Genomic DNA, 22640 nt, shown 5'->3' with positions numbered 1-22640 from the left:
CGGGGAGCTCAGGATGATCCTGGGCTCCCCTTTAGGAATGGAGGAACTAACAATGATGCAATACTTAGCAATGGATACCAACGATATTCGAACCAACCTTGCAACTGAACAGTACTTGATGAACAGTGATCGGATGACCCCTCCGTTTATGCTGTTTTATATTGAGGACCCGTGTATTATTGTAGGCCGCAATCAAAATACCCTTGAAGAAATTAATAAGCAATATTGTGAGGAACATAATATTACCGTAACCCGGCGATTATCTGGTGGGGGAGCCATGTATCAAGATCGCGGGAATATGTGTTTCAGTTTTATTGTTCCCGCCAATGATGCGCAGTTTGGTGATTTTAAGAAGCTGGTTCAACCGGTCGTTGATGCGCTTCACCGGATGGGCGTAACGGGCGCAACTGTTACGGGGCGGAATGATATTGTGGTTGATGGTAAGAAGTTTTCTGGTAATGCGATGTATACCCGGGACGGCCGGACGTTTTGTCACGGAACGTTAATGTATGATGTTGATACATCAGCGGTAGCCGACGCCCTTCATGTACCGGAGGATAAAATTAAATCCAAGGGAATTAAGTCGGTTCGTAGTCGGGTAACGAACATTAAACCATATCTGAAGCCGGAGTACCAGAACCTCACAATGGAGCAGTTCCGTGATGAGTTAATTAAGCAAATTTGGGGCGTGGATACGTTAGCGGAAGCGCAAAAAAATGAATATCACCTTACGGATGAAGACCGCAAGGCAATTCAAAAGATTGGTGATGACTTGTATTATAACTGGGATTGGGTTTACGGGAAATCACCTGAGTTTACGGATAAAAAACGGCGCCATTTTACCGGAGGAACGATTGATGCGCGGTTCTTTGTAAAGGCGGGCCAAATTAAGGACGTAAAGATATACGGGGACTTCTTTGGGACGGCGGAAGTAACTGAAATTGAAGATGCACTTCGTAATCAGCCGTACACAATGGAGGCGATGCGGACCGTCCTGGGTAAATTTGATCTCACCAAGTATTTTGTGGGGATTGACCCCCAAGAAATTGTCCGGCTATTGGTTGGCTAATGGGGGCGAAGCAAACAGACGGGTGGCAGGTTGCTTGGCAGAAAACAAGCAGTGATTTTACTGCGTTACCATTTCAAAGTGACCAACTCGTTCAGGTGATTAAGGTAACCCCGCAATTAACGGGAACGGCGTTTAGCTTGGAGTTGAGTAACCGGTTTGGTTCGCAGGCGGTTGTTTTTAATCACGTGTGGGTTGCGCGGGATGCACGGTTTCAACATGAGTGCATTGCCGTTACCCAATGTGGGAACCAGCAAATTGTTCTTCCCCCGCACACGGTTAGTTGGTTGGACGACATGACTTATCCGGTCACGGCCGGTGAACCAATATACGTTCAGCTGGTTGCAACCCGAGCGCAAACGTACGTTGATTATAATTTCACGATTTTGCCTGGCTTAGTGAATGCCGCAATAGCGCGAAGGAAGGTGATCCCATCGCTCTCATCCCGAACAGGACGAAAAAACTGGTATTGTCTTACGGGACTGGCGGTTAAGGGGGCTTTCCGGGCAACAACCGTGATGGGGGTTGGCGATTCTGTGATTGAAGTGGGGACAATTACGGATGCATTAATTACCCACTACATGCATCGTCCAGTCGTGGTGACTAACGCTGCGACTGCGGGACGGCAGTTACTTGCTGACGCTCTTCCTCTTGGGAAAGTGCCCCGAACATTCGGAGAGAGCCTATTGCATCAGCTTCGCCGGTTAACCGCTTGGCCACCGGTAATGTGGTGTTCAATTGGAGCGAATGACCTAATGCTACAGGCGATTGCTGGAAATCAAGTGCCAACTAGCCAAGCGTTAATTGCGGGATTAAAGCGGATTCAAATACTCGCCCAACAGCACGCCACGTGGCTAATAATGAGCACACTACCACCGTTTGTAATTGACCGACGGCGGGTCTCACTGGCCGAGCAACGGCAGTTATGGCACATTCAGTCCCGGGTTAATGAATGGTTACGTAACCAGCCGCATACCGTGGATGTTTTTACGCTTCTTGCTGATCCGCAGACGGGGCGGTTACGCCGGGAATATGATCTAGGCGATCGTTTGCATCCAAATAAGGAAGCAGGCGAACGGGTGGCAGCTGCAGTGCAGTTTGTTCTTGACCAATACCTTTCATGATGAAAAATTAGTTGTTTTGTAGCAAATAAAGGGGTAAACTACGGGAAAGAATTAGTGAACGGAGAAAGAGAATGCCAGAAATTAAACGTGACATGCAACAATCAATTGGTGGAATGGCCGCCCTCGCAACCGTTGCGGGAACGGTTATTGGTGCCGGGGTCTTTTTTAAGGCTGGCGCTGTGACGGCAGCTACGCACTCCCCCCTCTTAGCCCTCGGGGTTTGGCTCTTGGCGGGAATTATTACTGTCTGCGCGGGGTTAACCTGTGCTGAGTTGGCTGCTGCATTCCCGGAAACGGGCGGTCTGATGAAGTATATTGAGCATGCGTATGGTCGTTTCTGGGGATTTTTAGCGGGCTGGGCCCAATCATTCATCTATTTTCCGGCAAACATTGCGGCGATAGCTATTGTTTTTAGCACCCAACTTGATAATTTAATGGGATGGTCGTCACGGTGGATTGTTCCCGGGGCGATAGTAACTGCAGTGATTGTTCTGGCGATTAACTTGGTTAGCGTGAGGGCCGGTGGGATTGTTCAAACGGTCACGTTAATTGTTAAATTAGTCCCCCTGGCATTAATCGTAGTGGTTGGTTTGACACACGGGCGGGATTTATCCTTTGCCCAGCTTGGGACGCCGGCCCACGCCGGTCATCATTCATTGGCCACTGCGTTGGCGAACGGTTTATTAGCGACAATGTTTGCCTATGATGGATGGATCAACGTCGGCAACATCGCCGGTGAGATGAAGCGGCCGGGGCGGGATCTCCCGCGGGCGATTGGTTGGGGATTAACCCTCGTTACGGCAGTGTATGTTATGGTTAATTTGGTTTTTCTGCTGGTTCTTCCATTTAGTCTAGTAACGGGGAACCTGAATGTTGCGGCCTTGACAGCGGAACGATTATTTGGCTCTTTGGGTGGTCGAATTGTGACGGTAGGTATTCTGATTTCGGTGTATGGTGCGTTGAATGGGTATGTTATGACGGGGATGCGGGTTCCCTATGTTTTAGGTCAGGAACGGCGGTTGCCTGGAAGCAGTTGGTTTGCCCGGCTTAACCGTGGAGGAGTGCCGTGGTTTGCTGGAGTGATTCAGCTGGTGATTGCTGCGCTGCTTGCCCTATCTGGCTCATTTAACGCGGTGACAAATATGTTGATATTTGTCATTTGGATCTTTTATCTGTTAGCGTTTTGTAGCGTAATTAGGTTACGCCGGACCCAACCAATGTTGGCTCGACCATACCGTGTTCCCGGATACCCGATGATTCCATTGGTTGCGATTGCAGGGGGCTGTTTCATTCTTGGGATGACGCTCTTTACTCAAACACAGATAACGGTATTGGGGATTTTAGCAACGTCTGTTGGAATTCCAGTTTATTGGTGGTCCCGGCGAGTAAAGCAGTGAGTATCAAAGGGGGAAAAATGATGGATGTTCGGGCTGATTTGCAGCGGGTGCTGGACGATTATTTTAACAACGAGAAGTTTACCCTCCAGGCAGGCTCCTTATTTGTCGTGGGATGTAGTACGAGTATGATTCGTGGTGAGTGGATGGGAACCGATTCCGCGTTGGCGGTTGGGGTAACCGTTTACGAAACGGTAATGGCGTACTTGCGTCCCCGTCACATTGACTTGGCTATTCAGGGATGTGAGCACATTAACCGGGCATTACTAATGGAGCGAGACGCAGCGGTGCGGCATGGTTTTGAAATTGTTTCGGTGTGTCCGACGATGCATGCCGGTGGGGGGACCCAGGTCGCTGCTTACGAGCGAATGAATGATCCGGTTGAGGTGGAGCACATCATTGCGGATGGTGGCATTGACATTGGCGGAACGGCGATTGGGATGCACATCCGGTTTGTTCAGGTGCCAGTTCGCTTGTCTCATCACACGGTCGGTGCAGCAACGGTTACTGGATTATACTCCCGCCCAAAGTTGATCGGTGGTCAGCGGGCACGGTATACTTTTACCGCTCAGAATAAGGTTGATACTTGGAAATAGGTATTAATTATGATGATTATGTTGTTATTGTTCATGTGCTCATGTACAATAACAACATAATTTAGTTGGAGGATAAATAATTGGCAAATGAATTACCGGGTGCACCCGTCCGGGCATATATCGGGTGTTGTTGGTTTAACGAACAGCAGCAGGCCCACATGAAAGCGGGACTCGCTGCGATTGAGGCAAATCCAACCGTTTCACGAGAGTTATCGCATTATCCGCTTGACTTTGCGTATAACGGGATTGACGTTACTAAGCATCCCGAAGCAATGAAGGAGGTTGAGTGGCAAGCGCGAACTTATACCGCTGACATTGAGGGAATTATGGGGGCTGATTTGGGCATTATGCTGTTTACCCCTCAGTGTCCGGACGATGGGATGGCATTTGAGATGGGGTACCTGCGGGCATGCCATAAGCAAACCGTATTGGTTATCCCGGATGAGGACCAGAAGACAACGTTAAACCTGATGATTGCTTACGGGGTGAGCCGGATTATCCCATTATCTGAACTGGCAACGTTTGATTTTCGGCACGTGGTAAGTGGAACGTACCACGGAACGGTAATTTAATCCTTAAAAAAGAAGGCGGGACACAGGGTCCCCCCTTCTTTTTTATATAGAACAACTGGGCGAAGGGGATGATTGAAAGCTTTAGCATTGGTCTTTTGTATTCGTTATCCCCGTCTTTGATGTTGGTATCTTTTTATTATTTCACAAGGAGTAATGGCGTGGCTTATTCAGTCGGGGTCATTAATTGCTTGGCCTGTTTGCTTGAAAGCGGCATGAATGCCACGCCGACTGTTTCGCAGTCAAGGTTAAGGGCGTAGTTAGTGTCAAGCTCGGCTACAAGCGGGCATAGGCGATTAAGCTGTTCGGATTCAAACCGGTTGAACGAAAATGTCCGGTGCACTTTCATCGTTGTCTCCAGATTGCGGTCAAAAGTTACGGTAATCGAACGGCTGGTTGTTCGGTCGGTCAGCCGCCACTGTTTACTATGATCAACGCGTGCTTCGGTCTGTTCAATGAGAATGTCGTTCATTTAAAAAATCCCCCTATTAAGTAGTGAACGCTTATACCATAAAACGGTTTCAGATCATCGTCAAGTGTTTTTTGGAAAATAATAATTAAATCAGAATAAATCATTATTAAAAGCGCATTTGTCACGCGGATATAATGATAATTGTATAAAATAAGGTAACTAATCCTTATTAACCCTTAATTGTAAGGATATTTATTTTATTGATTATAGTCTTTATTTCATTTTTGAGTCGCTGTAAAATGATTATGAGAACGATTACATTAATTGGAGGGTTCCGTATGAAAATTAGTACGTACAAGTTTGACACCTATAATGGTGAAGACGTTATGAAAATTACGGCAGTTAACGATAACGGAGTGGCGATTTCGTGCCTTACATTGGGGGCAACCTGGCATAGTTTTACCGTTCCAACGGTTGGTGGGGGGACCCAGAACCTATTATTGAGTTACGATAATGTTACCGACTACCTTAATGGCCTGTGTACTTGTCAATCAATTGGACGAGTTGCTGGCCGGATTGCCCATGCCCGGTGTACGATCAATGGTCAAGAGGTAACCCTCCCGGCTAATGAAAATGGAAATACACTCCATGGCGGGGGACATGGATTTAATACCCTTAATTGGAACTACACGACAACTACCCGGAAGAACGAAGTCAGTATAATTTTTCAGCGGACGATTAGCAGCGAAATGGACGGATTTCCGGGAAACATGTTAGCAACGATTATCTTTACGTTGAATAATAATAATCAAGTAACGATTGCGTACAGTGCCCTGAACGGGAAGGTTGATACGCTCTTTAACCCAACATGTCACGTGTACTTTAACTTGAGTGATCATCAGGATCTTGAAACGCATGAGTTGCAAATTAATAGCTCGAGTTACCTTGATTTAGATGAACATAACTTACCAACTGGTCGCGTTCGGGAAGTAGCCGGAACGCCCCGTGATTTCCGGGCGCCAACAAACATTAAAGAGGCAATCACCAAAACGCTAAATCAAGAAGGGTTCGATGATGCGTTTGTTGTGAATGAGCCGGGAAAGGGAAGTCAACCGGTTGCTGTCCTTCGGGATACAGAAAGTGGGCGGCAAATCACGATTGATTCTGACCGGAATGCTCTGATTATGTACACGATGGGTGGATCACAAGAAGGCAACCGGTACCCCCGGGACAATGGTAAGCCAGCGGTTCCAGGGGAAGGAGTTGCCCTGGAAGCCCAGACGTTACCGGATGCCATTAACCAGGAAAACTTTGGTGATATTGTGCTTCCGCGAGGAGCTAAGAAGACATACCGGATTAAGTTTAGTTACAAAGAGGCGTAATGGTTGGTTTAAGGTAACAGGATAAGGCCAGGAGGGTGCGGTACAAGGCGCAGCCTCCTTGTTATTTATATTGCACTCGTTTCTTTATTTTGGCGTACCGCTAGCATTTAATGGAATCACGGCAGACATTTAGCCCGATAAATTGTAGAATAGGGGTAAAACGTTGATGAAAGGAAACGGCTATGTGGGAGAAGTTTGTCCGAAACGTCCGGTTGCGACGGTTTGTCGTCTTGATGGCATTGATTGCTGGACTATTTATGGCGCATAAATTAATTAATGTTATTTTATTAACGTTCATCTTTACGTACATGATTTCACGGTTAATTGGCTTTGTTCAGCGGTATGCTCGAATTTCAGATAAGATTATCGTGGTGACCCTGTACGGGGGAATCATTGCCGGGTTATACTTCGCCGTTACAGTTTATCTGCCCAAAGTTATCCGACAGGTTGAACACCTTGTTCGGCATCTAATCCACTTTTATAAAAATCCCCCAACGGACGAAACGGTGCAGCTAATCCATATGATCAATCATTATTTGGGGAATGCAAGCATCCTTCATCAAATTCAGGGGAGCTTTGGGATTATCATGAAATACCTTGAAGGAATTGGAACGTTTGGTTTCATGTTTGTGATGGCACTCCTGTTAAGCTTCTTCTTTTCGATTGAGCGGGATGAGCTTGCGGTCTTTGCAAAGAGTTTTTTGCATGGTGGATACTACTCGTGGATTTTCCGGGATATATATTATTTTGGAGCAAAGTTTGTTAATACGTTTGGGGTAGTTTTGGAGGCTCAACTGATGATTGCAGTCTGCAATACGATGATTACGACGATTTGTTTGGGAATCATGCGGATGCCCCAGCTGCTAAGCCTGTCCCTAATGATTTTTATCCTGAGTATGATTCCGGTTGCGGGAGTCATTATTTCTGCGTTTCCATTGTGTTTGATCGGTTTTTCGGTTGGCGGGATTAACTACGTCTTCTACATTATCATTATGCTGATTTGTGTGCACGCCTTGGAGTCGTATGTATTAAACCCACACTTAATGGCCAGCAAGACCGAATTACCAATTTTCTTTACGTTTATGGTATTGTTTGTTGCGGAACACCTCTTTGGTATTTGGGGGTTGATTGTCGGGATCCCCGTCTTTACGTTTATTCTCGACATTCTTGAAGTTAAGCCAATTAGTAAAAAGCACGAGGCGTATAAACGACGGCGCGCCCGGCGGCAGAATGGTCATGAAGGTTAGGTGAGTAAAATGAAAGCAAAGGATTTTGTTGAACGGTTTGCAGTTGAACGCAAAAATACGCATGCCGTTAAATGGGACGGAATGGTAGAAAAGTTTGGTAATAATGATTTACTACCAATGTGGGTTGCTGATACTGAATTTAAGGTTCCACCTGCAGCCACGACCGCCCTTGAGCAACGAATTCAGCACGGGGCGTATGGTTATTCCATCCCGAGTGATGGCTACTTTGAGGCATATGCTAACTGGCAACGGAAACGGTACGGAACGGAATTGCACCCGGAATGGTTTCGTTTCGGGGGAAGCGTAGTGGAATCCATTAGTACCCTTGTCCAAACGCTCACGATGCCGGGTGATGCCGTAATGGTGATGGAACCGGTCTACTATCCGTTCATGAACGTGGTTGAAAAGAATAACCGGCAACTGGTAGTAAGTGAGCTTCAGCGAAACGGGATGCACTACACGATGGACCCGATTGCGATGCAGCATGAAATGAACATTCGAAACGTTAAGTTGCTTTTACTATGCAGTCCGCACAACCCCGTTGGTCGGGTTTGGCGTGAAGAAGAGCTTACGCAGCTCCTTGATATTTGCCGGATGCAGAACGTTATTGTGGTGGCCGATGAAATTCACCATGATTTACTGGTAGAAGCGGATAAGTTTACGTCTGTTTTAAGCGTTCAGGATGGTTTTTACCGGGACAACGTTGTCATGCTAGACTCGCCGTCTAAAACGTTTAACATGGCGGCTTTGCAGAACAGCCACGTGGTTATTCCGAACCCGCAACTTCGGGAGCGGTACGATGCTTACGTTGATCAGCTCCACGCAAGTAAGGGAAGTCTTCTTGGCCAGGTCGCAGCTCAGGCAGCGTACGAAGACGGCGCCGATTGGCTGGACGGACTATTAAATACGATTCGGGAAAACTACGCTACTGTGAAGGATGAACTTGCGGATTACCGGGTAAGGGTTGGCGAACTTGAAGGGACGTACCTTCTATGGATTGATATGCGCCCAACAGTGGATCCCGTAAATCTTGAGCGCTTTATGATTCGGCAAGCACAGATTGCCGTTGATTTTGGAAAATGGTTTGGCGTAGGCGGTGACGGCTTCATCCGGATGAATTTGGCGACTACGCCGGCAAATGTTAAGCGGGCCATGAAGCAGTTGACGGCCGCATTAGATACTTACGAAGAATGATTGACTGATTGACTTGCAAGAATGTTTTTTTTCAGTGTAAAATGAAACCGTAATTTCATTAAGAAAGAGGTCATTATTAATGGCAAAGTTAGTCTTTATTCGTCACGGGCAGAGTGAATGGAACTTAAAGAACCTGTTCACCGGCTGGACGGATGTTCAGTTAAGTGATAAGGGTGTTGAAGAGGCCAAGGAAGCCGGCCGGAAGATTAAAAAGGCGGGTATTGAATTTGATCAGGCCTACACATCAGTTCTGACGCGGGCCATCAAGACGTTACATTACGCCCTGGAAGAATCAAACCAGCTCTGGGTTCCAGAAATGAAGTCATGGCGCCTAAACGAACGTCATTACGGCGACCTGCAAGGTCAGAATAAGGCAGAGGCTGCTGAAAAGTTTGGTGCTGAACAGGTTCACATTTGGCGGCGGTCATACGATGTTCTGCCACCGCTTTTGGACGAAAATGATGAACGGTCGGCGGCACAGGATCGGCGGTACGCTAACCTTGATCCGCACATCATTCCTGGTGGGGAAAACTTAAAGGTTACCCTTGAGCGGGTTATGCCATTCTGGGAAGATCACATTGCTCCGGATCTGATTGCCGGCAAGAACGTGATTGTTGCTGCTCACGGGAACTCCCTTCGGGCTTTAACAAAGTACATCGAAGGAATTTCTGACGAAGACATCATTAACCTGGAAATTGCTACGGGTCAGCCGATTGTTTACGAAATGGACAAGAAGCTGAACATTGTTTCTAAGGAAAAGCTTTAATTATTAGGTGATTAAGAAACGGGAAGTCGGCATGTAAGCCGGCTTCTTTTTTATGGTACGATATGGATGATCAATCATGATGGGGGAGAAGTACGGTGCGGTTTTTGCATACGGCTGATTGGCATATTGGAAAACAACTTCATGGCTATTCACTTGCCGCGGAACAGGCGGATGCCTTTAATCAAATTGAACAGCTTGCGCTTTACCACCACGTTGATGCAGTAGTCGTTGCGGGTGATATTTATGACCGTGGCATTGCGAGTGAAAAAAGCGTGCAACTTGGCAACCAAATGTTTGCGCGGTTAAACCGGGAAGATCACCTGCCACTATTAGTGATAAGTGGGAACCATGATTCGGCCCCTCGCCTTGCTACGGGGGCACCATGGTACGCCGATCAGGGGTTTGTTTTACGCACGACGCTTGATGAGTGCCTGACGCCCGTTACTTTAGGGGACACCCAGTTCTTTTTACTGCCGTTCTTTGGCCTGCAGGCCGCCCGCAACTTTTTAGACCAACCGGTGAGAACCATGGACGAAGCGGTTGGTCAGCTAGTGATGCGGATGCAGGATAACTTTAACTCAGCCATGCGCCACGTATTAGTTGCCCATCTTTTTGCAGGGGGGAGTATGCGCACTGAATCAGAAACTCCCTTAGAAGTTGGCGGCTTAGGCCCGGTTAGCCTGTCGCGATTGGAGTGTTTTGATTACGTAGCGCTCGGCCACTTACACACACACACTGCTCTGCAACATTCCCGGATTAAATATAGCGGGACACCATTAAAGTTTTCGGTAAGTGAGGTTCACGACCAAAAGGGGTGCTGGTTGGTGGACACTACCGCAGGGACGCAGGAATTTCTCCCGCTGACTCCGTTGCACGACGTGATAGTGTTACGGGATAAATTTACTACGTTGGTTGGGCCGGCGCACCCGCACCTTGATCCAAATACGTTTGTGGCAGTACAGCTGACAGATAAGGGAATTATTCCGGATGCAATGAATCAGCTCCGGCAGTTTTATCCCCGAATTATTGAAATGACCAGGGTAAACGGAGTGACGTCAGCATCCCGAGAAATTAAAGGAGTTAAACGGATGGCGCCCCTGGACGTTTTGACCGCCTATTATGAGGACGTCGCTGGCGAACCGTTAAGTACTCTTCAGCAGGAAATTGCGACAGAAATTCTTGGTAAGGTGGAGGCGATGCACGATGCGCCCTGAGCGGCTTGTCCTTGATAATTTTGGCCCGTACTCTCACGAGAAAATTGACTTTACGGCGTTTAGTGGGCAGGAACTCTTTTTAATTACCGGAAAGACGGGGAGCGGGAAAACGACCCTCTTCGATGCACTTGTGTATGCGTTGTATGGGGAACTCCCGGGAGAACGTACGCCCAAGCAAATGATGGCGGCGTTTGCCCCGGATGGTCCGATGAAGGTTCGGTTCACCTTTAGTGAAAAGGGGACGCAGTACAATATTTCCCGGGAAATTCACCGTACGAAATCGGGGAACTGGAGTGGTAAACAGTTACTTTGTTACCACGATCAAAACGGGGTCAAGCAAACCCTAGAAAAAATTACCACGATTAAACAGTTTATTCAGGAGTTACTGCACCTCACTGCGGTCCAGTTTACCCAGATTGTGTTGCTTCCACAGGGAGAGTTTCGGCGTTTTTTACTTGCCTCGAGCGATGAAAAGGGTCAGATCCTGCAGTCGTTGTTTCAAACGGAGATGTACGCCCAGTGGAGTACGGCAATCAACGACCAGTACCGGCAGGAGCGGCTTGCTAACCAGCAGCTGCAAGAAGAACGGGAACGGTTATTTGCAGGTGTTTCGTGGCCAAAAGAAGCCCCTGTTACTGGTGAAGCGGAGGCGCACCTGGAAGCTCTCGTTGCTGCGGGTGACAAAGAGGTCGCGACTCTTCAGCAAGAGTATAAGCAAGCTAATGCTCAAGCGACAAAACTGGCAGAACAGCTCGGGCAGGAGCGGGAGTTGGTTCACCGGTTTGACCGGTTAGCTAAACTGCACCAACAAGTTATAACGGATGATACCCTACGACCAGCGGTTCGCCGGTGGCAAGAACAACTTCAAGGATGGGAATGGTTGCTTAGCAAACAGCCGGCGGTCACTCAGTTGAATGCCCTTATTACGCAAGGAATCGATGCTGGTGAACGGATTCAGCATTTAACGACGGAGCGAGCAGCCATTAAGCGCCAGGTGGAAGAAACTATGGCCCAGGCGAAAAAACTAACCGCCCGGCAGGATGAAATGACCACGCGGGCGACCCGGCTTGCCCAGCGAACGCCCCAGCTCGCTTTATACGACCAGGCTGCCCAAGCTGACCGGGAATGGCAAGCGGCTAAGCAGGTGCAGGTTCAGGCTGAAGAGCAATTGGCTGAGCAGGAGACGTACCTGAAACAGTTGACGGTAAATCAGCAGGAAATTAATAAACAACTCCAATCACTGGGGAACCCCGCAGCCCGGCTGGCAACGGCCGAACGAGATTATGCGGAAGCCCAACATTTGAGCAACCAGGTTACAGATGCGCACCAACAGGAAAATGACATTGCAACAATGCAGCGCCAAATTGAGCAGTTAACGGCGCAGGTTAGCGCCCAGCAGGAGGTTGTCCAGGCGACCCAGCAAGCGGCTAAGCAAGCCCACGACCAGTTTATTAGCAATCAAATCGCGGCACTTGCCCGGCAACTCAGCCCAGGAGCGCCATGTCCGGTGTGCGGGGGAACAACGCACCCGCACCCGGCGACGAATGCGGCCCCAGTGGTTACGCAGGATGAAGCTGATCAACTGCAAGAGCAGGCCCAGCAGGCCGCTCAACAGCTCCGGGGTCTTCAAGAGCAACTGGCTGCCCAACAACAGCAGGTGAATGAAGCCCGGGCAAAGGTTGCTTCCCGGTGGACGACGCTTCAACAAGCGGTTGGCCAGCAGACACCGGCAGCGGTTGTTGAGGAGGTTAAGGCTAAGATAATTGCGACCCAAGCCGCAAAGGAGCAAGCACACCGTGATCAGGAGAAGGGTCAGCAGCTCGAGCAACGTCAGGCGGTTCTTGTTGAGCAGGTTGGAATGGCCCAGCGCGCCGTTGATAACCAGCGCCAGGCGGTTACGGACGCGCACCAGCGGGTTAGTGCGGCTGAGGTGAAGGCGACAACGACGCGGCAGGCTCTTCCCCAACAATACCCGACGAAGCAGGACTTACAGCAGTTCTTAGCGGAAGAAGAGCGGGCGGTGCAAGAGTACCGCCAGGCCGTTTCGGATAACCAGGAGTGCCAAAAGACGCTTGCCCAGCACCAGGCTCAGGTTGTGGCGGACTTTCAGGCGGCGGTGCGGGAACAACAACGGTTAGATCAGCGGCGGCAGGAGCAAATGGAACAACTTCAGTGGGAAGCAGCTCAGGTTGTGCCGACGCTTAGCATGGCGGAGTTGTTAGCACTGCGTGTCGATGCTTCCCGGGTAGCTCAGGTTAAGCAGCGGCTCGCAGCGGTGGTTGAAACACACCGGACCACCCGTGCAAAACTACAAGAGTTACAAGAGCAATTAGCTAACCAGAAACAGCCGGATCTTGCAACAACCCAGTGCCGGTTTGAGGACGAACAAGCCCGGGCAGGACAAATTAATCACGCCCTAAACGATGCGGTTTTCCAGGTACAACAGTTGAAGGAGACTTTGCATCAGGTGAAGGCCATTGATAAGAAAATGACTGCTGGGGCAGCCCACTTGGGTGAACTAGAAAAACTAGCCCAGGTCATGGCAGGGACGTCTGATAATTCCCGGGTTAGTCTGGAAAAGTACGTGCAGCGGCACCTCTTTCAGACCGTTCTTACGAATGCTAATCAACGGTTGGCAGTTCTTTCACGCGGTCGGTACCAGTTAACGCTTGCTGAAGCGGAAGGATCGTACCGCAAAAATAGCGGGCTGGAACTGAACGTCTACGATGACCATTTGGGACGGGAAAGGAGTGTCCGAACCCTTTCAGGCGGGGAAAGCTTTATCACTGCATTAGCCTTAGCTCTTGGATTGGGGGAAACCGTCCAGGAGCAAAGCGGTGGGGTTACGATGGAAACGTTGTTTATTGATGAAGGGTTTGGTTCTCTTGACCAAGACGCCCTAGCAACGGCAATTGCGACCCTCTGCCAGATAGAAGGGCAACACCGAATGATTGGAATTATCAGCCACGTAACCGAACTGCGGGCAACGATTCCAGCCCAGTTACGGGTGGTAAGTCAGGCCGGAAGGAGCCGCGTTGAAGTGCAGCAACCATTTTAGGAGGTAAACCAGATGCAGTACCAAACGCACCTAGTAACAACCGCGGCGCTCGGGGTGCCGCTAATGGCAGTTAATCATCAGTTAACCATCATTAATTTAGGGGCCTTAGCGGTAGGTGCTCTGCTGCCTGATATTGACCAGCCCACCTCGCACCTTGGCCGGCGGCACCGGATGGTGAGTAAGGTAGCACACGGTGCGTTTGGTCACCGGGGGATGACTCACTCAATCGTTGCGTTGGTCGGGGTTTATTTGATTGCTGCCCTTCTTCAACGGCACTACTTAACAGCGGCTGCAGGGGTGTTGCCGTTCTGGCTGGCTTTTGGCTACCTGGCACATTTGGTAGAGGATGCTGGTTCAAAGGATGGGGTTCCGTGGTTATGGCCGTTTGGTAAACGAGGTATGCGTCTTTTTGGCGGGGGGATTTACTATTCGACGGGTAAAATCAGCGAGTATCTGATTCTAGGATTTATGGGGTGCTTGTTATTGATCGAATTTCGGTTGATGTGGTTGGGGACCTTGTCTCACCTGATTCCTGGAGGATGGCTAGTAACAGTCGGTCATTGGATTCGGGAATGCCAGAGTTTTTTGCCCCGGTGAGGGCGGTTTTCAGTATAATGTAAAGTAGAAAAGAAAAAGCGGGGAGTGAAGAAAAATGATGCATGATCAAAAAGTGATGACGCGTGCCGCCCGGATTCTTAAAGAACATGAAATTAAGAGTACCCCCCAGCGGCAGGCAATTTTAAGTTGTTTGTTAACTTCCACGGCGCACCCAACAATTGATATGATTTATGATTACGTTAAGAAAAACGGACTCGGAGTTAGTTTAGCAACGGTATACAATACCCTGGAACTGTTGTTGAAGACAGGAATTGTAATTGAAGTTGAAAATGATAATAACGGTCATGTGCGGTATGATTACTACGGTAAGCCGCATTACCACGTTATTTGTACGCGGTGTAATCGGATTGTTGATGTTTTTGACGATTCCTTCCGGCAGTTTGAGAGTGCAGCCCGGCAGGCAACTGGCTTTGCGGTTGAGAGCAGTCAATATGAGGTATATGGCTTGTGCCCAGACTGTCAGCAAGCGTTAGGGGCAAATCATTAGTGGATACGCAAACTACGCAATCCCTTGCAGCATACACCGCTGCAATAGCGCAGGCTCGGATTACTGCTCGGATGGTGCGGCCAGCGTGTCAGCAAATTGATCAGGTTCAAGCGGCACTCTGTGCAGTGGCAAAAAAGCAGTTACCGCAGCAGCTTCCCAGGCTGGGGTTTAGTGATGAACTGATTTGGCAACACCTTGATGACTGCCCTAAGCTAAGCATGGTAGGTGATTTACTGGCTGATTTCAGGCAGGTAATGGTAACCTCCTTTGGGTTGTGGCATCTTTTTACGGCACAGTGGGTACATGATTTGGATGAATACCTTGGTCCGGGTAATCGGTTAGAATTGATGGCGGGCAATGCCGCACTTTCCCGGTATTTACCGCGAACGGTGGCAACAGATAATCTTGACTGGCACGGACAGGATAATGAGCATCCCGCGCCGTGGACAGTGGTTGAACCGCTTGATGCGGTAGCTGCCGTGGACCGATATGCGCCAGAAGTCAACGCAATTATTATGGCATGGGCGCCGGACCAAGTTACGGGTGATGTGGCGGTAATTCAGCGATTAGCGACCCTGGGCTGGCACGGCCGGTTAATTGTGGTTGGTGAAAAAAACGGGGCAACTAACAGTTCTCAATTTTGGCACCGGGTTCCCGTGCGGTTGGTTTATGCGCTTAACCGGCACCACCATCCAGTTGATGTTATTCGTGACCGTGTTTATCAAGTTAGTTATTTTAGCAATCGTTAATCGTTGGGAGTACAGGTTGATATGTTATAATCACGTTGTGAAGGCAAAAAAGCATTATTTGGAGGTTTTTTTGTGGAAAAAAGGGAACCACGGTGGCTTGAAGTTCTGAAGGTCTCGTTGCCATTATGCTTGAGCTACATTGCGATCGGGTTGGCTTGCGGAATCTTGTTAAATAAAGCAGGGTTTATGCCGCTCCTAGCATTGTTAGTGTCGTTGACGGTTTTTTCAGGCGGGGCGCAGTTCTTAATTGCTTCAATGGTGTTAGCGCATTCGCCGCTGCACACAATTTTAATCATGCTGTTTTTCCTAGAATTACGGTATGCCTTACTGGGTTCAAGTTTGTCACAGTATATTCGCGGAAAGAGTAAGCGGTTTGTATGGGCCTTTGCGATTTCCATGAACGATGAAAACTACGCGGTTAATTACTTGAAGTTCATAACTGATAAGAAGTGGACCCCAAGTGATGCGCTAATGGTTGAGCATTATTCGCTTCTGTTTTGGTCGGTTTCTAACCTGGTTGGGTGCATTATTGGCGGGGTCATCCACATTAACCTGACAATCGTTGATTTTGCGTTAACATCACGGTTCATATACATGATTGTGATGCAAATGCGGAGCCGGCTGACGATTGTTATCAGTATGTTCTCAGGAGTGATTGCTGCTATTGCGATGGTTGCTCTTAAGAGTACGATGGGATTAGTTGTTGCAACGATCATTGCTTCGCTAACCGGTTTCTTTATTGAGGACCGGTTACGGAAGGCCGGGAAAGCAAAGGGCTTCTGGTTAAAGCATATTATTAGTCCTAGAAGTGATCAAGAAGAGGTTGCCAAGGAAGAGTAAGTGAGAGGAGCGCGTGATGACATCAACGGATCACCTGATTTTAATTTTATTGGCAGCGGGCGTGACGTTTTGTCCCCGCTTTTTCCCGCTTCGGATTTTTACCCAGCACCATATCCCCCAGTGGTTTAATGAATGGATGAAGTATGTGCCGGTGTCGTTGTTTACAGCGCTGGTAGTAAAGGATTTGTTTTTAAACTCAAGTTATGCTTTTGTGGGGCTCCATAGTGGGGCAAAGTTAGTTGCTGCCTTGTTGGTCATTCTTGTGGCGTACCGTAGCCGCTCCATGGGGTTATCGGTTATCTGCGGCTTAATCGCGGTAGCATTATTAACATGGGCGTTTGGGATGGCGTAGGTTGTTAGTTAAAAAGGATTTCAAATATCTTAAAGAATTTCCGGTGGTGAGGGTGAGTATAACCAGCGGAGATTTTTATTTCGTTTAAGAGTGGTAAATGTACCAGGATGAATTTGAAAAGCGGTATAATAAATGGGAAATATCGAGTAAGGGGAGGATAATGATGCAAGTTATTACACAAACACTAACAACGCCGCTTACCAAAACGGCGAAATTGACGGGTTATGTTTTGGACAATACTCCAGAAATTGATGAGAATCGGGTCCGGCCAGCCGTTGTGATTTGTCCGGGGGGCGGTTATGCTTTTGTTTCGCAGCGAGAAGGACAGGCCGTTGCAAATCAAATGAACGCGATTGGCTTACAGGCGTTCGTTCTTGATTATAGCTGCACCCCAACGCATTTTCCGGCATCATTGGCTGAACTAGCGACGGCCGTAAAGGTGATCCGGGAGCATGCAAATGAATGGCACGTTGACCCGCATAAGATTATTGCAATGGGCTTTTCAGCTGGCGGTCACTTAGCTGGGTCCCTAGCAACAATGTGGAATCAACCGGTGCTTAAGGATCTTGGATTTGACCCGGAAGAAATTCGGCCAAACGCTTTAGCGTTGGGTTACCCGGTAATTACGAGCGGAGAGAAGGCGCATCGGGGATCATTTGATCACTTACTTGGTGAGAACCCGTCTGCTGAATTATTAGAGCAGGTTTCACTTGAAAAGCAGGTTTCGGCAGATACCCCGCAGACGTTCATGTGGCAGACGTATGAGGATCAGGCGGTGCCGGTTGATAACACTATTATGTTTGCACAGGCACTTCGGGATCACGGGGTTAACTGTGAGTATCATATGTTCCCGCACGGCTCACACGGGTTAGCGCTGGCTAGTGCAGAAACGGCAGCGAAGGACGACCAAATTGTTCCGGCAGTGCAACAGTGGGTTGGTCTGTTTAAGACGTGGGTGACAACCAACGTGATGTAATTAAGGGTTAATTCAATACAAAAAACAACGGGGCTATGATTTAGTCATAGCCCCGTTGTTTTTTGTTCATCGTTTCTGGAAGTAACAAAGGAATATAAATTATCTTAATGATTCACGGTTCACTATTATTTAAAATATTTGGATGTCCCAATAAACTTGGTGTAGCAGAGCAATGATACTTCCCATAATCCGCCAGCAAGGAGGGCGCTTCCGATTGTATCGGTAGCGAAATGGTCACGCAGGTAAATCCGGGTAAAGGCAATAAAGATCACCCAGCAGATTAGTGCAATTCGCAGTATTTGCCGGCGTTCCTGGTTTTTCATGTGGGGTAAGATAAACGTTAAAACAACTAGCACAAGCAGCATGGTAGTAAAAACATGACCGCTGGGGAAGCTGAAACCATCTGCTGGAGCCAATTTATCTAGGGGACGTGGTCGGGCAACAACATGTTTCATGATAAAGGCTATGCCCATGCATATAACGGTTGTTCCAAAAGCCCACATCCCATCAATGTGGTCGTACTTGAAAAAGATCCACGCACTTGCCCCAATAGTGAGGAGAAGGGCGAGTGGGGGACATCCCAGGTATGTAACGAGGTGGATAAGGCCGGTTAAAGCAGGGAAGGTAATGGGTTGCAATAGTCGCTGGATAGCGTAATCGAACCCATACACCAGGCCGTTTCCGGTCTTAACTAAAAATGCTAGAATTAAGAATAAAATGATGAGGACCAGCGCGCGCATTGAGCGGCGGGAATCATCCTGAATGTTAATCATGAGAATCCTCCTTGTGTATGTCGGATAGTAATTCACCGCTAATTCTATCAAGCTTCCATGGAGGGTGCAAACGACTATTAGTCGGCGGGGGGAATGCGCGTGAAATTTTCGTGGCAAAAAGGAATAACGCAAGGAATAACGGTCCGGCGGTTTTTACGTGACCGGGGGTTAAGCCACCGAATACTAAGTAGGATTAACCACCATGAAGGTCAGGTCCGCGTTAACGGCCGGAAGGTACGGCTGCAAGCGGTGGTTGATGAACCGGCGACGGTGACGGTAATGCTTCCCCCCGAGTACCCTGATGAAAACGTTCCTCCGAGCAAGGGGCCATTGTCAATTATTGCTAGCGATGATAATTGGATGGTAATCAATAAGCCTGCGGGGTTAACGAGTGTACCCGGCCCACATGATCGGGTAGATACGCTGGTAAACCGAATTAAAGGATACCTAATGCAGCAGGATGCGCGGGACCTTGTTCCCCACGTCATCACCCGACTTGATCGGTTTACGAGTGGTGTAACGCTGGTTGCCCGTCATCGAGTGGCGCAGGGATTAATAAACCCGCAGGTTGAACAGCATACGTTACGAAAGGAATATTTAGCGGTGGTTCAGGGGATTCTGCCGAACGACCATGGCTTTTTTGATGGCCCCCTTGAGCGGCAACCCGGGACGAGCCGACAACGGGTGAGTGCAACTGGTAAGCCGGCGCGGACAGAATACTGGGTGATAACCCGGTTTTCGGCCGCAACGCAGGTTCGTGTGCGGCTCCATACCGGCCGAACCCACCAGATCCGGGCGCACTTTGCAACGGCGGGTTATCCACTTTTAGGCGATGAGTTATACGGGGGTTCTACCGCTTTAATTGGGCGGCAGGCCCTGCACGCTTATACTCTAGGTTTTACCGACCCGTTTACTGGTCAAGCCGTTACCTATCGTGCTCCCGTCCCGGTGGATTTTCAGGACCTGGTTACTATTTTGCAGTAAAAGTTATTTTTGGGATACCCAAAAAAGCGTTTCCCTGAAAGATAAAGATTGCTATAATGGAAGCGGTAATTGAAGCGGAGTACTGGGGGATCAAGCATGACGCCGAAGAAACAGGACTATTTGAAAATTATCTTTGAGTTGGGTGGAACCAAAAAAGAAATTACAAATAAACAGATTGCGGTGGGGTTAAACGTTGTTGCGGGCTCTGTAACTGAAATGGTAAACAAACTTGCCGCAGAGGGATTGGTGCACTATGTTCCGTACGCGGGAGTGCGGCTAACAAAGACGGGCGAACGCCTTGCGGCTGCACTAATTCGGCGGCACCGGTTATGGGAGACGTTTTTAGTAGATAAACTACATTATAAGTTGGAAGATATTCACGCCGATGCGGAAGTCCTCGAACATGATATGAGTGAAAACTTAATGAATCACCTTGATGAATATCTCGGTCATCCAACGCGGTGCCCGCACGGGGGCGTAATTCCTGACAAGGATGGCCGCTATGTTGAGGAGAGTCACCAAACGCTGGTGAGTGTCCCGGATGGGATGAGCGTAACGGTGGAGCGGTTTACGGATAACCATGAACTCCTAACGTACTTAGACGGCAGTGGCCTTGACATCGGCGATCAACTAACTGTTGAACAGCATACACCGTTTGAAGGCCCCGTTGTAGTTCGGTTAGATAATGGCAAACAATTTGACGTTGGTTACAAAGCAGCAAATTATATTTTTGTCCGGGAGTAATCGTGGACGAAGAAAACGGGTGATGGGCAAGCCGCGTGAATCGCAAGGGAAAGATTCGGCGGTTAGTACTTCTATTTGGCCCGGTTGCCTTGGCACCGAATTAACGAAAATAGTAATGAGGGTGTGACATTCGTCACACCCTCATTTTTTATTATGGTAACTAATCGTTGCTGTTTAGCTCTTCTGCAACGGGAATTTCCGTTGCAGTTCGGTGGCGCTGCCGGTAACCAGCTAGGGAGTAGAAGCTCCAGCCAACGATGCCGAAGAAGACTGGGCCAAAGACCGTCCAGAAGGCGGTATAAAGGTCGTGTTGAAGGAGTGGTTGGATAACCGTAAAGACGATCCCCATGAAAACGGTAGTCCAGCTAATAAACGAAACTGTTGTGGTCAATGCCCGGTTGGTGTAGATCTCAAATGGCCGTTCTAAGTCATGCCGTTTCTTAAAGAACGGGAAGGCCGCAATCAAGAAGAGATACGGCATGGAGGTTGTGACGTTGTTCATATCCTGCAGAACAGTGTAGAATGCCTGCGCGGATTTACCCCCAAAGGAAACCCCGAGGATAATCAGCACAACCATAATGGTTTGGAGCCACATGGCAGTTGCTGGCATTCCGTGTTCATTGAGCTTGGTGAGTTTAGTTGGCCATAACCGTTGCGGGGTTCCAATAATCATTGTCTTTAACGGGGAGTAGATGAGGATGAAGATGGCCCCAAAAATTGAAAAGATTTCTTCAATCCCGATAATCCGGTCGGCCCATAATCCCCATATTTTTGCGGTGGCAACGGATGTGTGGAGAAGAGTGTGCGCAATTGAATATCCAAGGTTACTCATTAATACCAGGGTAATGTTCCCCAGGTCAACGTTGCTGCCACTTAAAACCCGGTGCCAGTTAGCGGTAACCCCCCAAGCAAGGACACCGATGCAGTAGATTACAATCATGCCGATAGCGGCAATGATAATCCCCCGTGGGAAATTTTTGTCTGGGTCCTTTACCTTATCGATGGTGCTGCCCATCGTTTCCATTCCGCCATACGCAAAGACCGCGTAAACAAAGAACGACATTAGTGCGATGGGTGAGTCGAATGCGGGATTCGGGGATCTTACCATACTCTGGGTGGTTAATGGTTGAGCGAGGTGACCATGAACGACTACCAGGTAGATAGCACTGACAATAAGAAAGAAGATGGCTACTCCAATAATAAACGTTCCACAGAAACTGGCGATTTTTTCAATCTTATCAAACCCGCGGGTTGATACGAACGTCGCGAAGACGAGGAGGGTAATTCCGATTAATCCAAGTGTTTGGTTGGACGTTAATCCGAAGAGGTGCCATGACTGGGTAGTATCCCTTCCAAAAATAGCCCCCGAGATTGAAACTGAAATCGTTGAGAAGTTTGTCACCAGCCAGATAACCCATGCTGCGTACCAGATAAAAGTTCCGATGAACGCGGGCTTTTCGCCGACGCTAGCTTGGAGCCACGAGTAGATTCCTCCTTGGCTGTCTTGGAGGGCGGAACCATATTCCGCGAACATAAGTGAACTAGGGATGAAGAAGAATAGTGCCCCTAAAACGTACCAGAGCATTGCACCGTATCCCATTTGGTAGAAGCCGACGGTCGTATTACCAAGCCCATAAATGGCGGCAAAGATCATTAAGACCAGGCTCCACATTGACATTTTGCGTTGACTGTTTTCCATCAGTAACCGCTCCTTAATTAATTGGATTAAATAATTAATAAAGGTTGGCTAACACTACTGGTGAAGAAAACCCCTCCGGGCACCACATGCACCAGGAGGGGTTTATCCGTTCCGTGTGAATAGCGCTCCGCATTACTGCGACAGTCCGTAGCTTATTCAACTACGTCCCAGCACTCAGCTCATCCCAAGAACTGATGCTTCGGCAACCGCTCCTTTCGCTTTTCATCATCGGCGTGGGCAAGCCTCCGAAAAGGTACTCTTATTGGTCGCGACCTCTATTACCTTATTTACCAACTTTATACTACGTTCATTCGTGATCGTCAAGGAAAGGCGAATATTTTTTCAATTATTCTATTAAATGTTGGAATTATGATTTGAAGCTAAAATTGCGTCTCT

General features: G+C 48.5%; 22 protein-coding genes and 1 riboswitch. Of the genes, 19 read left to right on the top strand and 3 right to left on the bottom strand.

The features are described 5' to 3' along the window. Positions 1-55: 55 nt before the first annotated feature. The 5 genes from ACI3E1_RS05565 to ACI3E1_RS05545 all read left to right on the top strand — a co-directional run bounded on the left by ACI3E1_RS05565 (position 56) and on the right by ACI3E1_RS05545 (position 4752). On the top strand, positions 56-1069 hold the full coding sequence (locus ACI3E1_RS05565) for a lipoate--protein ligase (protein ID WP_405024751.1): 1014 nt from the start codon (positions 56-58) through the stop codon (positions 1067-1069). Beyond that, the gene (locus tag ACI3E1_RS05560) at positions 1069-2190 is read left to right on the top strand and encodes a hypothetical protein (RefSeq protein ID WP_405024669.1); all 1122 of its coding nucleotides are present in this window, start codon (positions 1069-1071) and stop codon (positions 2188-2190) included. The genes ACI3E1_RS05565 and ACI3E1_RS05560 overlap by 1 nt, the downstream gene beginning before the upstream one ends. Positions 2191-2261: 71 nt before the next feature. Then, a complete protein-coding gene (locus ACI3E1_RS05555; protein WP_405024668.1) occupies positions 2262-3587 on the top strand; it encodes an APC family permease in 1326 nt (441 codons plus the stop codon). Positions 3588-3604: 17 nt separating this feature from the next. Then, on the top strand, positions 3605-4180 hold the full coding sequence (locus ACI3E1_RS05550) for a TIGR01440 family protein (protein WP_405024667.1): 576 nt from the start codon (positions 3605-3607) through the stop codon (positions 4178-4180). An 80-nt stretch (positions 4181-4260) separates the two neighbouring features. Continuing rightward, on the top strand, positions 4261-4752 hold the full coding sequence (locus ACI3E1_RS05545) for a nucleoside 2-deoxyribosyltransferase (RefSeq protein ID WP_405024666.1): 492 nt from the start codon (positions 4261-4263) through the stop codon (positions 4750-4752). A gap of 163 nt (positions 4753-4915) precedes the next feature. Here ACI3E1_RS05545 and ACI3E1_RS05540 read toward each other — a convergent pair whose 3' ends face one another. Continuing rightward, positions 4916-5221, bottom strand: coding sequence for a hypothetical protein (locus ACI3E1_RS05540; RefSeq protein ID WP_405024665.1), 306 nt, complete (start codon positions 5219-5221; stop codon positions 4916-4918). A gap of 278 nt (positions 5222-5499) precedes the next feature. On the opposite strand from ACI3E1_RS05540, the gene ACI3E1_RS05535 reads away from it, so the two are divergent. The 12 genes from ACI3E1_RS05535 to ACI3E1_RS05480 all read left to right on the top strand — a co-directional run bounded on the left by ACI3E1_RS05535 (position 5500) and on the right by ACI3E1_RS05480 (position 18044). Beyond that, entirely contained in the window at positions 5500-6543 is a 1044-nt protein-coding gene (locus ACI3E1_RS05535) for an aldose epimerase family protein (RefSeq protein ID WP_405024664.1), read from the top strand. 182 nt (positions 6544-6725) lie between these two features. Beyond that, positions 6726-7790 (top strand): AI-2E family transporter, encoded by a 1065-nt coding sequence (locus ACI3E1_RS05530; RefSeq protein WP_405024663.1) that lies wholly within the window; start codon positions 6726-6728, stop codon positions 7788-7790. Positions 7791-7799: 9 nt separating this feature from the next. After that, entirely contained in the window at positions 7800-8984 is a 1185-nt protein-coding gene (locus ACI3E1_RS05525; RefSeq protein WP_405024662.1) for a MalY/PatB family protein, read from the top strand. Between the two features lie 79 nt (positions 8985-9063). After that, positions 9064-9750: a 2,3-diphosphoglycerate-dependent phosphoglycerate mutase gene (locus ACI3E1_RS05520; protein ID WP_405024661.1), complete on the top strand. Its 687-nt coding sequence runs from the start codon at positions 9064-9066 to the stop codon at positions 9748-9750. 95 nt (positions 9751-9845) lie between these two features. Further along, positions 9846-10964, top strand: coding sequence for an exonuclease SbcCD subunit D (locus ACI3E1_RS05515; protein WP_405024660.1), 1119 nt, complete (start codon positions 9846-9848; stop codon positions 10962-10964). Further along, on the top strand, positions 10954-14022 hold the full coding sequence (locus tag ACI3E1_RS05510) for an AAA family ATPase (protein ID WP_405024659.1): 3069 nt from the start codon (positions 10954-10956) through the stop codon (positions 14020-14022). Before ACI3E1_RS05515 ends, ACI3E1_RS05510 begins: the two co-directional genes overlap by 11 nt. Before the next feature lie 12 nt (positions 14023-14034). Further along, complete coding sequence (locus tag ACI3E1_RS05505) at positions 14035-14619, top strand: metal-dependent hydrolase (protein WP_405024658.1); 585 nt, start codon at positions 14035-14037, stop codon at positions 14617-14619. A 58-nt stretch (positions 14620-14677) separates the two neighbouring features. Further along, entirely contained in the window at positions 14678-15127 is a 450-nt protein-coding gene (locus ACI3E1_RS05500; RefSeq protein WP_405024750.1) for a Fur family transcriptional regulator, read from the top strand. Then, positions 15127-15876: an SAM-dependent methyltransferase gene (locus ACI3E1_RS05495; protein WP_405024657.1), complete on the top strand. Its 750-nt coding sequence runs from the start codon at positions 15127-15129 to the stop codon at positions 15874-15876. The genes ACI3E1_RS05500 and ACI3E1_RS05495 overlap by 1 nt, the downstream gene beginning before the upstream one ends. A gap of 72 nt (positions 15877-15948) precedes the next feature. Continuing rightward, positions 15949-16716, top strand: a complete 768-nt coding sequence (locus ACI3E1_RS05490) for an AzlC family ABC transporter permease (RefSeq protein ID WP_405024656.1) — start codon at positions 15949-15951, stop codon at positions 16714-16716. 16 nt (positions 16717-16732) lie between these two features. Further along, entirely contained in the window at positions 16733-17068 is a 336-nt protein-coding gene (locus ACI3E1_RS05485; protein ID WP_405024655.1) for an AzlD domain-containing protein, read from the top strand. Between the two features lie 163 nt (positions 17069-17231). After that, a complete protein-coding gene (locus tag ACI3E1_RS05480) occupies positions 17232-18044 on the top strand; it encodes an alpha/beta hydrolase (protein ID WP_405024654.1) in 813 nt (270 codons plus the stop codon). Between the two features lie 125 nt (positions 18045-18169). On the opposite strand, the gene ACI3E1_RS05475 is transcribed toward ACI3E1_RS05480, so the two are convergent. After that, positions 18170-18817 carry a phosphatase PAP2 family protein gene (locus tag ACI3E1_RS05475; protein ID WP_405024653.1) on the bottom strand — a complete coding sequence of 216 codons (648 nt, stop codon included), beginning with the start codon at positions 18815-18817 and terminating at the stop codon, positions 18170-18172. Between the two features lie 93 nt (positions 18818-18910). Between ACI3E1_RS05475 and ACI3E1_RS05470 the strand changes: the two genes are divergently transcribed. Next, complete coding sequence (locus ACI3E1_RS05470) at positions 18911-19801, top strand: RluA family pseudouridine synthase (RefSeq protein WP_405024652.1); 891 nt, start codon at positions 18911-18913, stop codon at positions 19799-19801. Positions 19802-19897: 96 nt separating this feature from the next. After that, entirely contained in the window at positions 19898-20545 is a 648-nt protein-coding gene (locus tag ACI3E1_RS05465; RefSeq protein WP_405024651.1) for a metal-dependent transcriptional regulator, read from the top strand. Positions 20546-20705: 160 nt separating this feature from the next. Here ACI3E1_RS05465 and yjeM read toward each other — a convergent pair whose 3' ends face one another. Beyond that, on the bottom strand, positions 20706-22244 hold the full coding sequence (gene yjeM / locus ACI3E1_RS05460; protein ID WP_405024650.1) for a glutamate/gamma-aminobutyrate family transporter YjeM: 1539 nt from the start codon (positions 22242-22244) through the stop codon (positions 20706-20708). A gap of 112 nt (positions 22245-22356) precedes the next feature. Next, a riboswitch (Lysine riboswitch) is annotated at positions 22357-22530 on the bottom strand. Positions 22531-22640: the final 110 nt, after the last annotated feature.

This window comes from Ligilactobacillus sp. LYQ139 (assembly GCF_045033025.1).
Lineage (GTDB): Bacteria > Bacillota > Bacilli > Lactobacillales > Lactobacillaceae > Ligilactobacillus.
This window is presented reverse-complemented; position numbering and strand designations above follow the sequence as displayed.

Excerpts from the sequence above, each read along its gene's own strand:
- ACI3E1_RS05500 (WP_405024750.1), top strand. The coding sequence starts at position 14,678 with ATGCATGATCAAAAAGTGATGACGCGTGCCGCCCGGATTCTTAAAGAA.
- ACI3E1_RS05485 (WP_405024655.1), top strand. The coding sequence starts at position 16,733 with ATGACATCAACGGATCACCTGATTTTAATTTTATTGGCAGCGGGCGTG.
- ACI3E1_RS05505 (WP_405024658.1), top strand. The coding sequence starts at position 14,035 with ATGCAGTACCAAACGCACCTAGTAACAACCGCGGCGCTCGGGGTGCCG.
- ACI3E1_RS05540 (WP_405024665.1), bottom strand. The coding sequence starts at position 5,221 with ATGAACGACATTCTCATTGAACAGACCGAAGCACGCGTTGATCATAGT.
- ACI3E1_RS05555 (WP_405024668.1), top strand. The coding sequence starts at position 2,262 with ATGCCAGAAATTAAACGTGACATGCAACAATCAATTGGTGGAATGGCC.
- ACI3E1_RS05530 (WP_405024663.1), top strand. The coding sequence starts at position 6,726 with ATGTGGGAGAAGTTTGTCCGAAACGTCCGGTTGCGACGGTTTGTCGTC.
- ACI3E1_RS05550 (WP_405024667.1), top strand. The coding sequence starts at position 3,605 with ATGATGGATGTTCGGGCTGATTTGCAGCGGGTGCTGGACGATTATTTT.
- ACI3E1_RS05510 (WP_405024659.1), top strand. The coding sequence starts at position 10,954 with ATGCGCCCTGAGCGGCTTGTCCTTGATAATTTTGGCCCGTACTCTCAC.
- ACI3E1_RS05565 (WP_405024751.1), top strand. The coding sequence starts at position 56 with ATGCAATACTTAGCAATGGATACCAACGATATTCGAACCAACCTTGCA.
- yjeM (WP_405024650.1), bottom strand. The coding sequence starts at position 22,244 with ATGGAAAACAGTCAACGCAAAATGTCAATGTGGAGCCTGGTCTTAATG.
- ACI3E1_RS05535 (WP_405024664.1), top strand. The coding sequence starts at position 5,500 with ATGAAAATTAGTACGTACAAGTTTGACACCTATAATGGTGAAGACGTT.
- ACI3E1_RS05525 (WP_405024662.1), top strand. The coding sequence starts at position 7,800 with ATGAAAGCAAAGGATTTTGTTGAACGGTTTGCAGTTGAACGCAAAAAT.
- ACI3E1_RS05560 (WP_405024669.1), top strand. The coding sequence starts at position 1,069 with ATGGGGGCGAAGCAAACAGACGGGTGGCAGGTTGCTTGGCAGAAAACA.
- ACI3E1_RS05520 (WP_405024661.1), top strand. The coding sequence starts at position 9,064 with ATGGCAAAGTTAGTCTTTATTCGTCACGGGCAGAGTGAATGGAACTTA.
- ACI3E1_RS05465 (WP_405024651.1), top strand. The coding sequence starts at position 19,898 with ATGACGCCGAAGAAACAGGACTATTTGAAAATTATCTTTGAGTTGGGT.
- ACI3E1_RS05470 (WP_405024652.1), top strand. The coding sequence starts at position 18,911 with ATGCGCGTGAAATTTTCGTGGCAAAAAGGAATAACGCAAGGAATAACG.
- ACI3E1_RS05475 (WP_405024653.1), bottom strand. The coding sequence starts at position 18,817 with ATGATTAACATTCAGGATGATTCCCGCCGCTCAATGCGCGCGCTGGTC.
- ACI3E1_RS05480 (WP_405024654.1), top strand. The coding sequence starts at position 17,232 with ATGCAAGTTATTACACAAACACTAACAACGCCGCTTACCAAAACGGCG.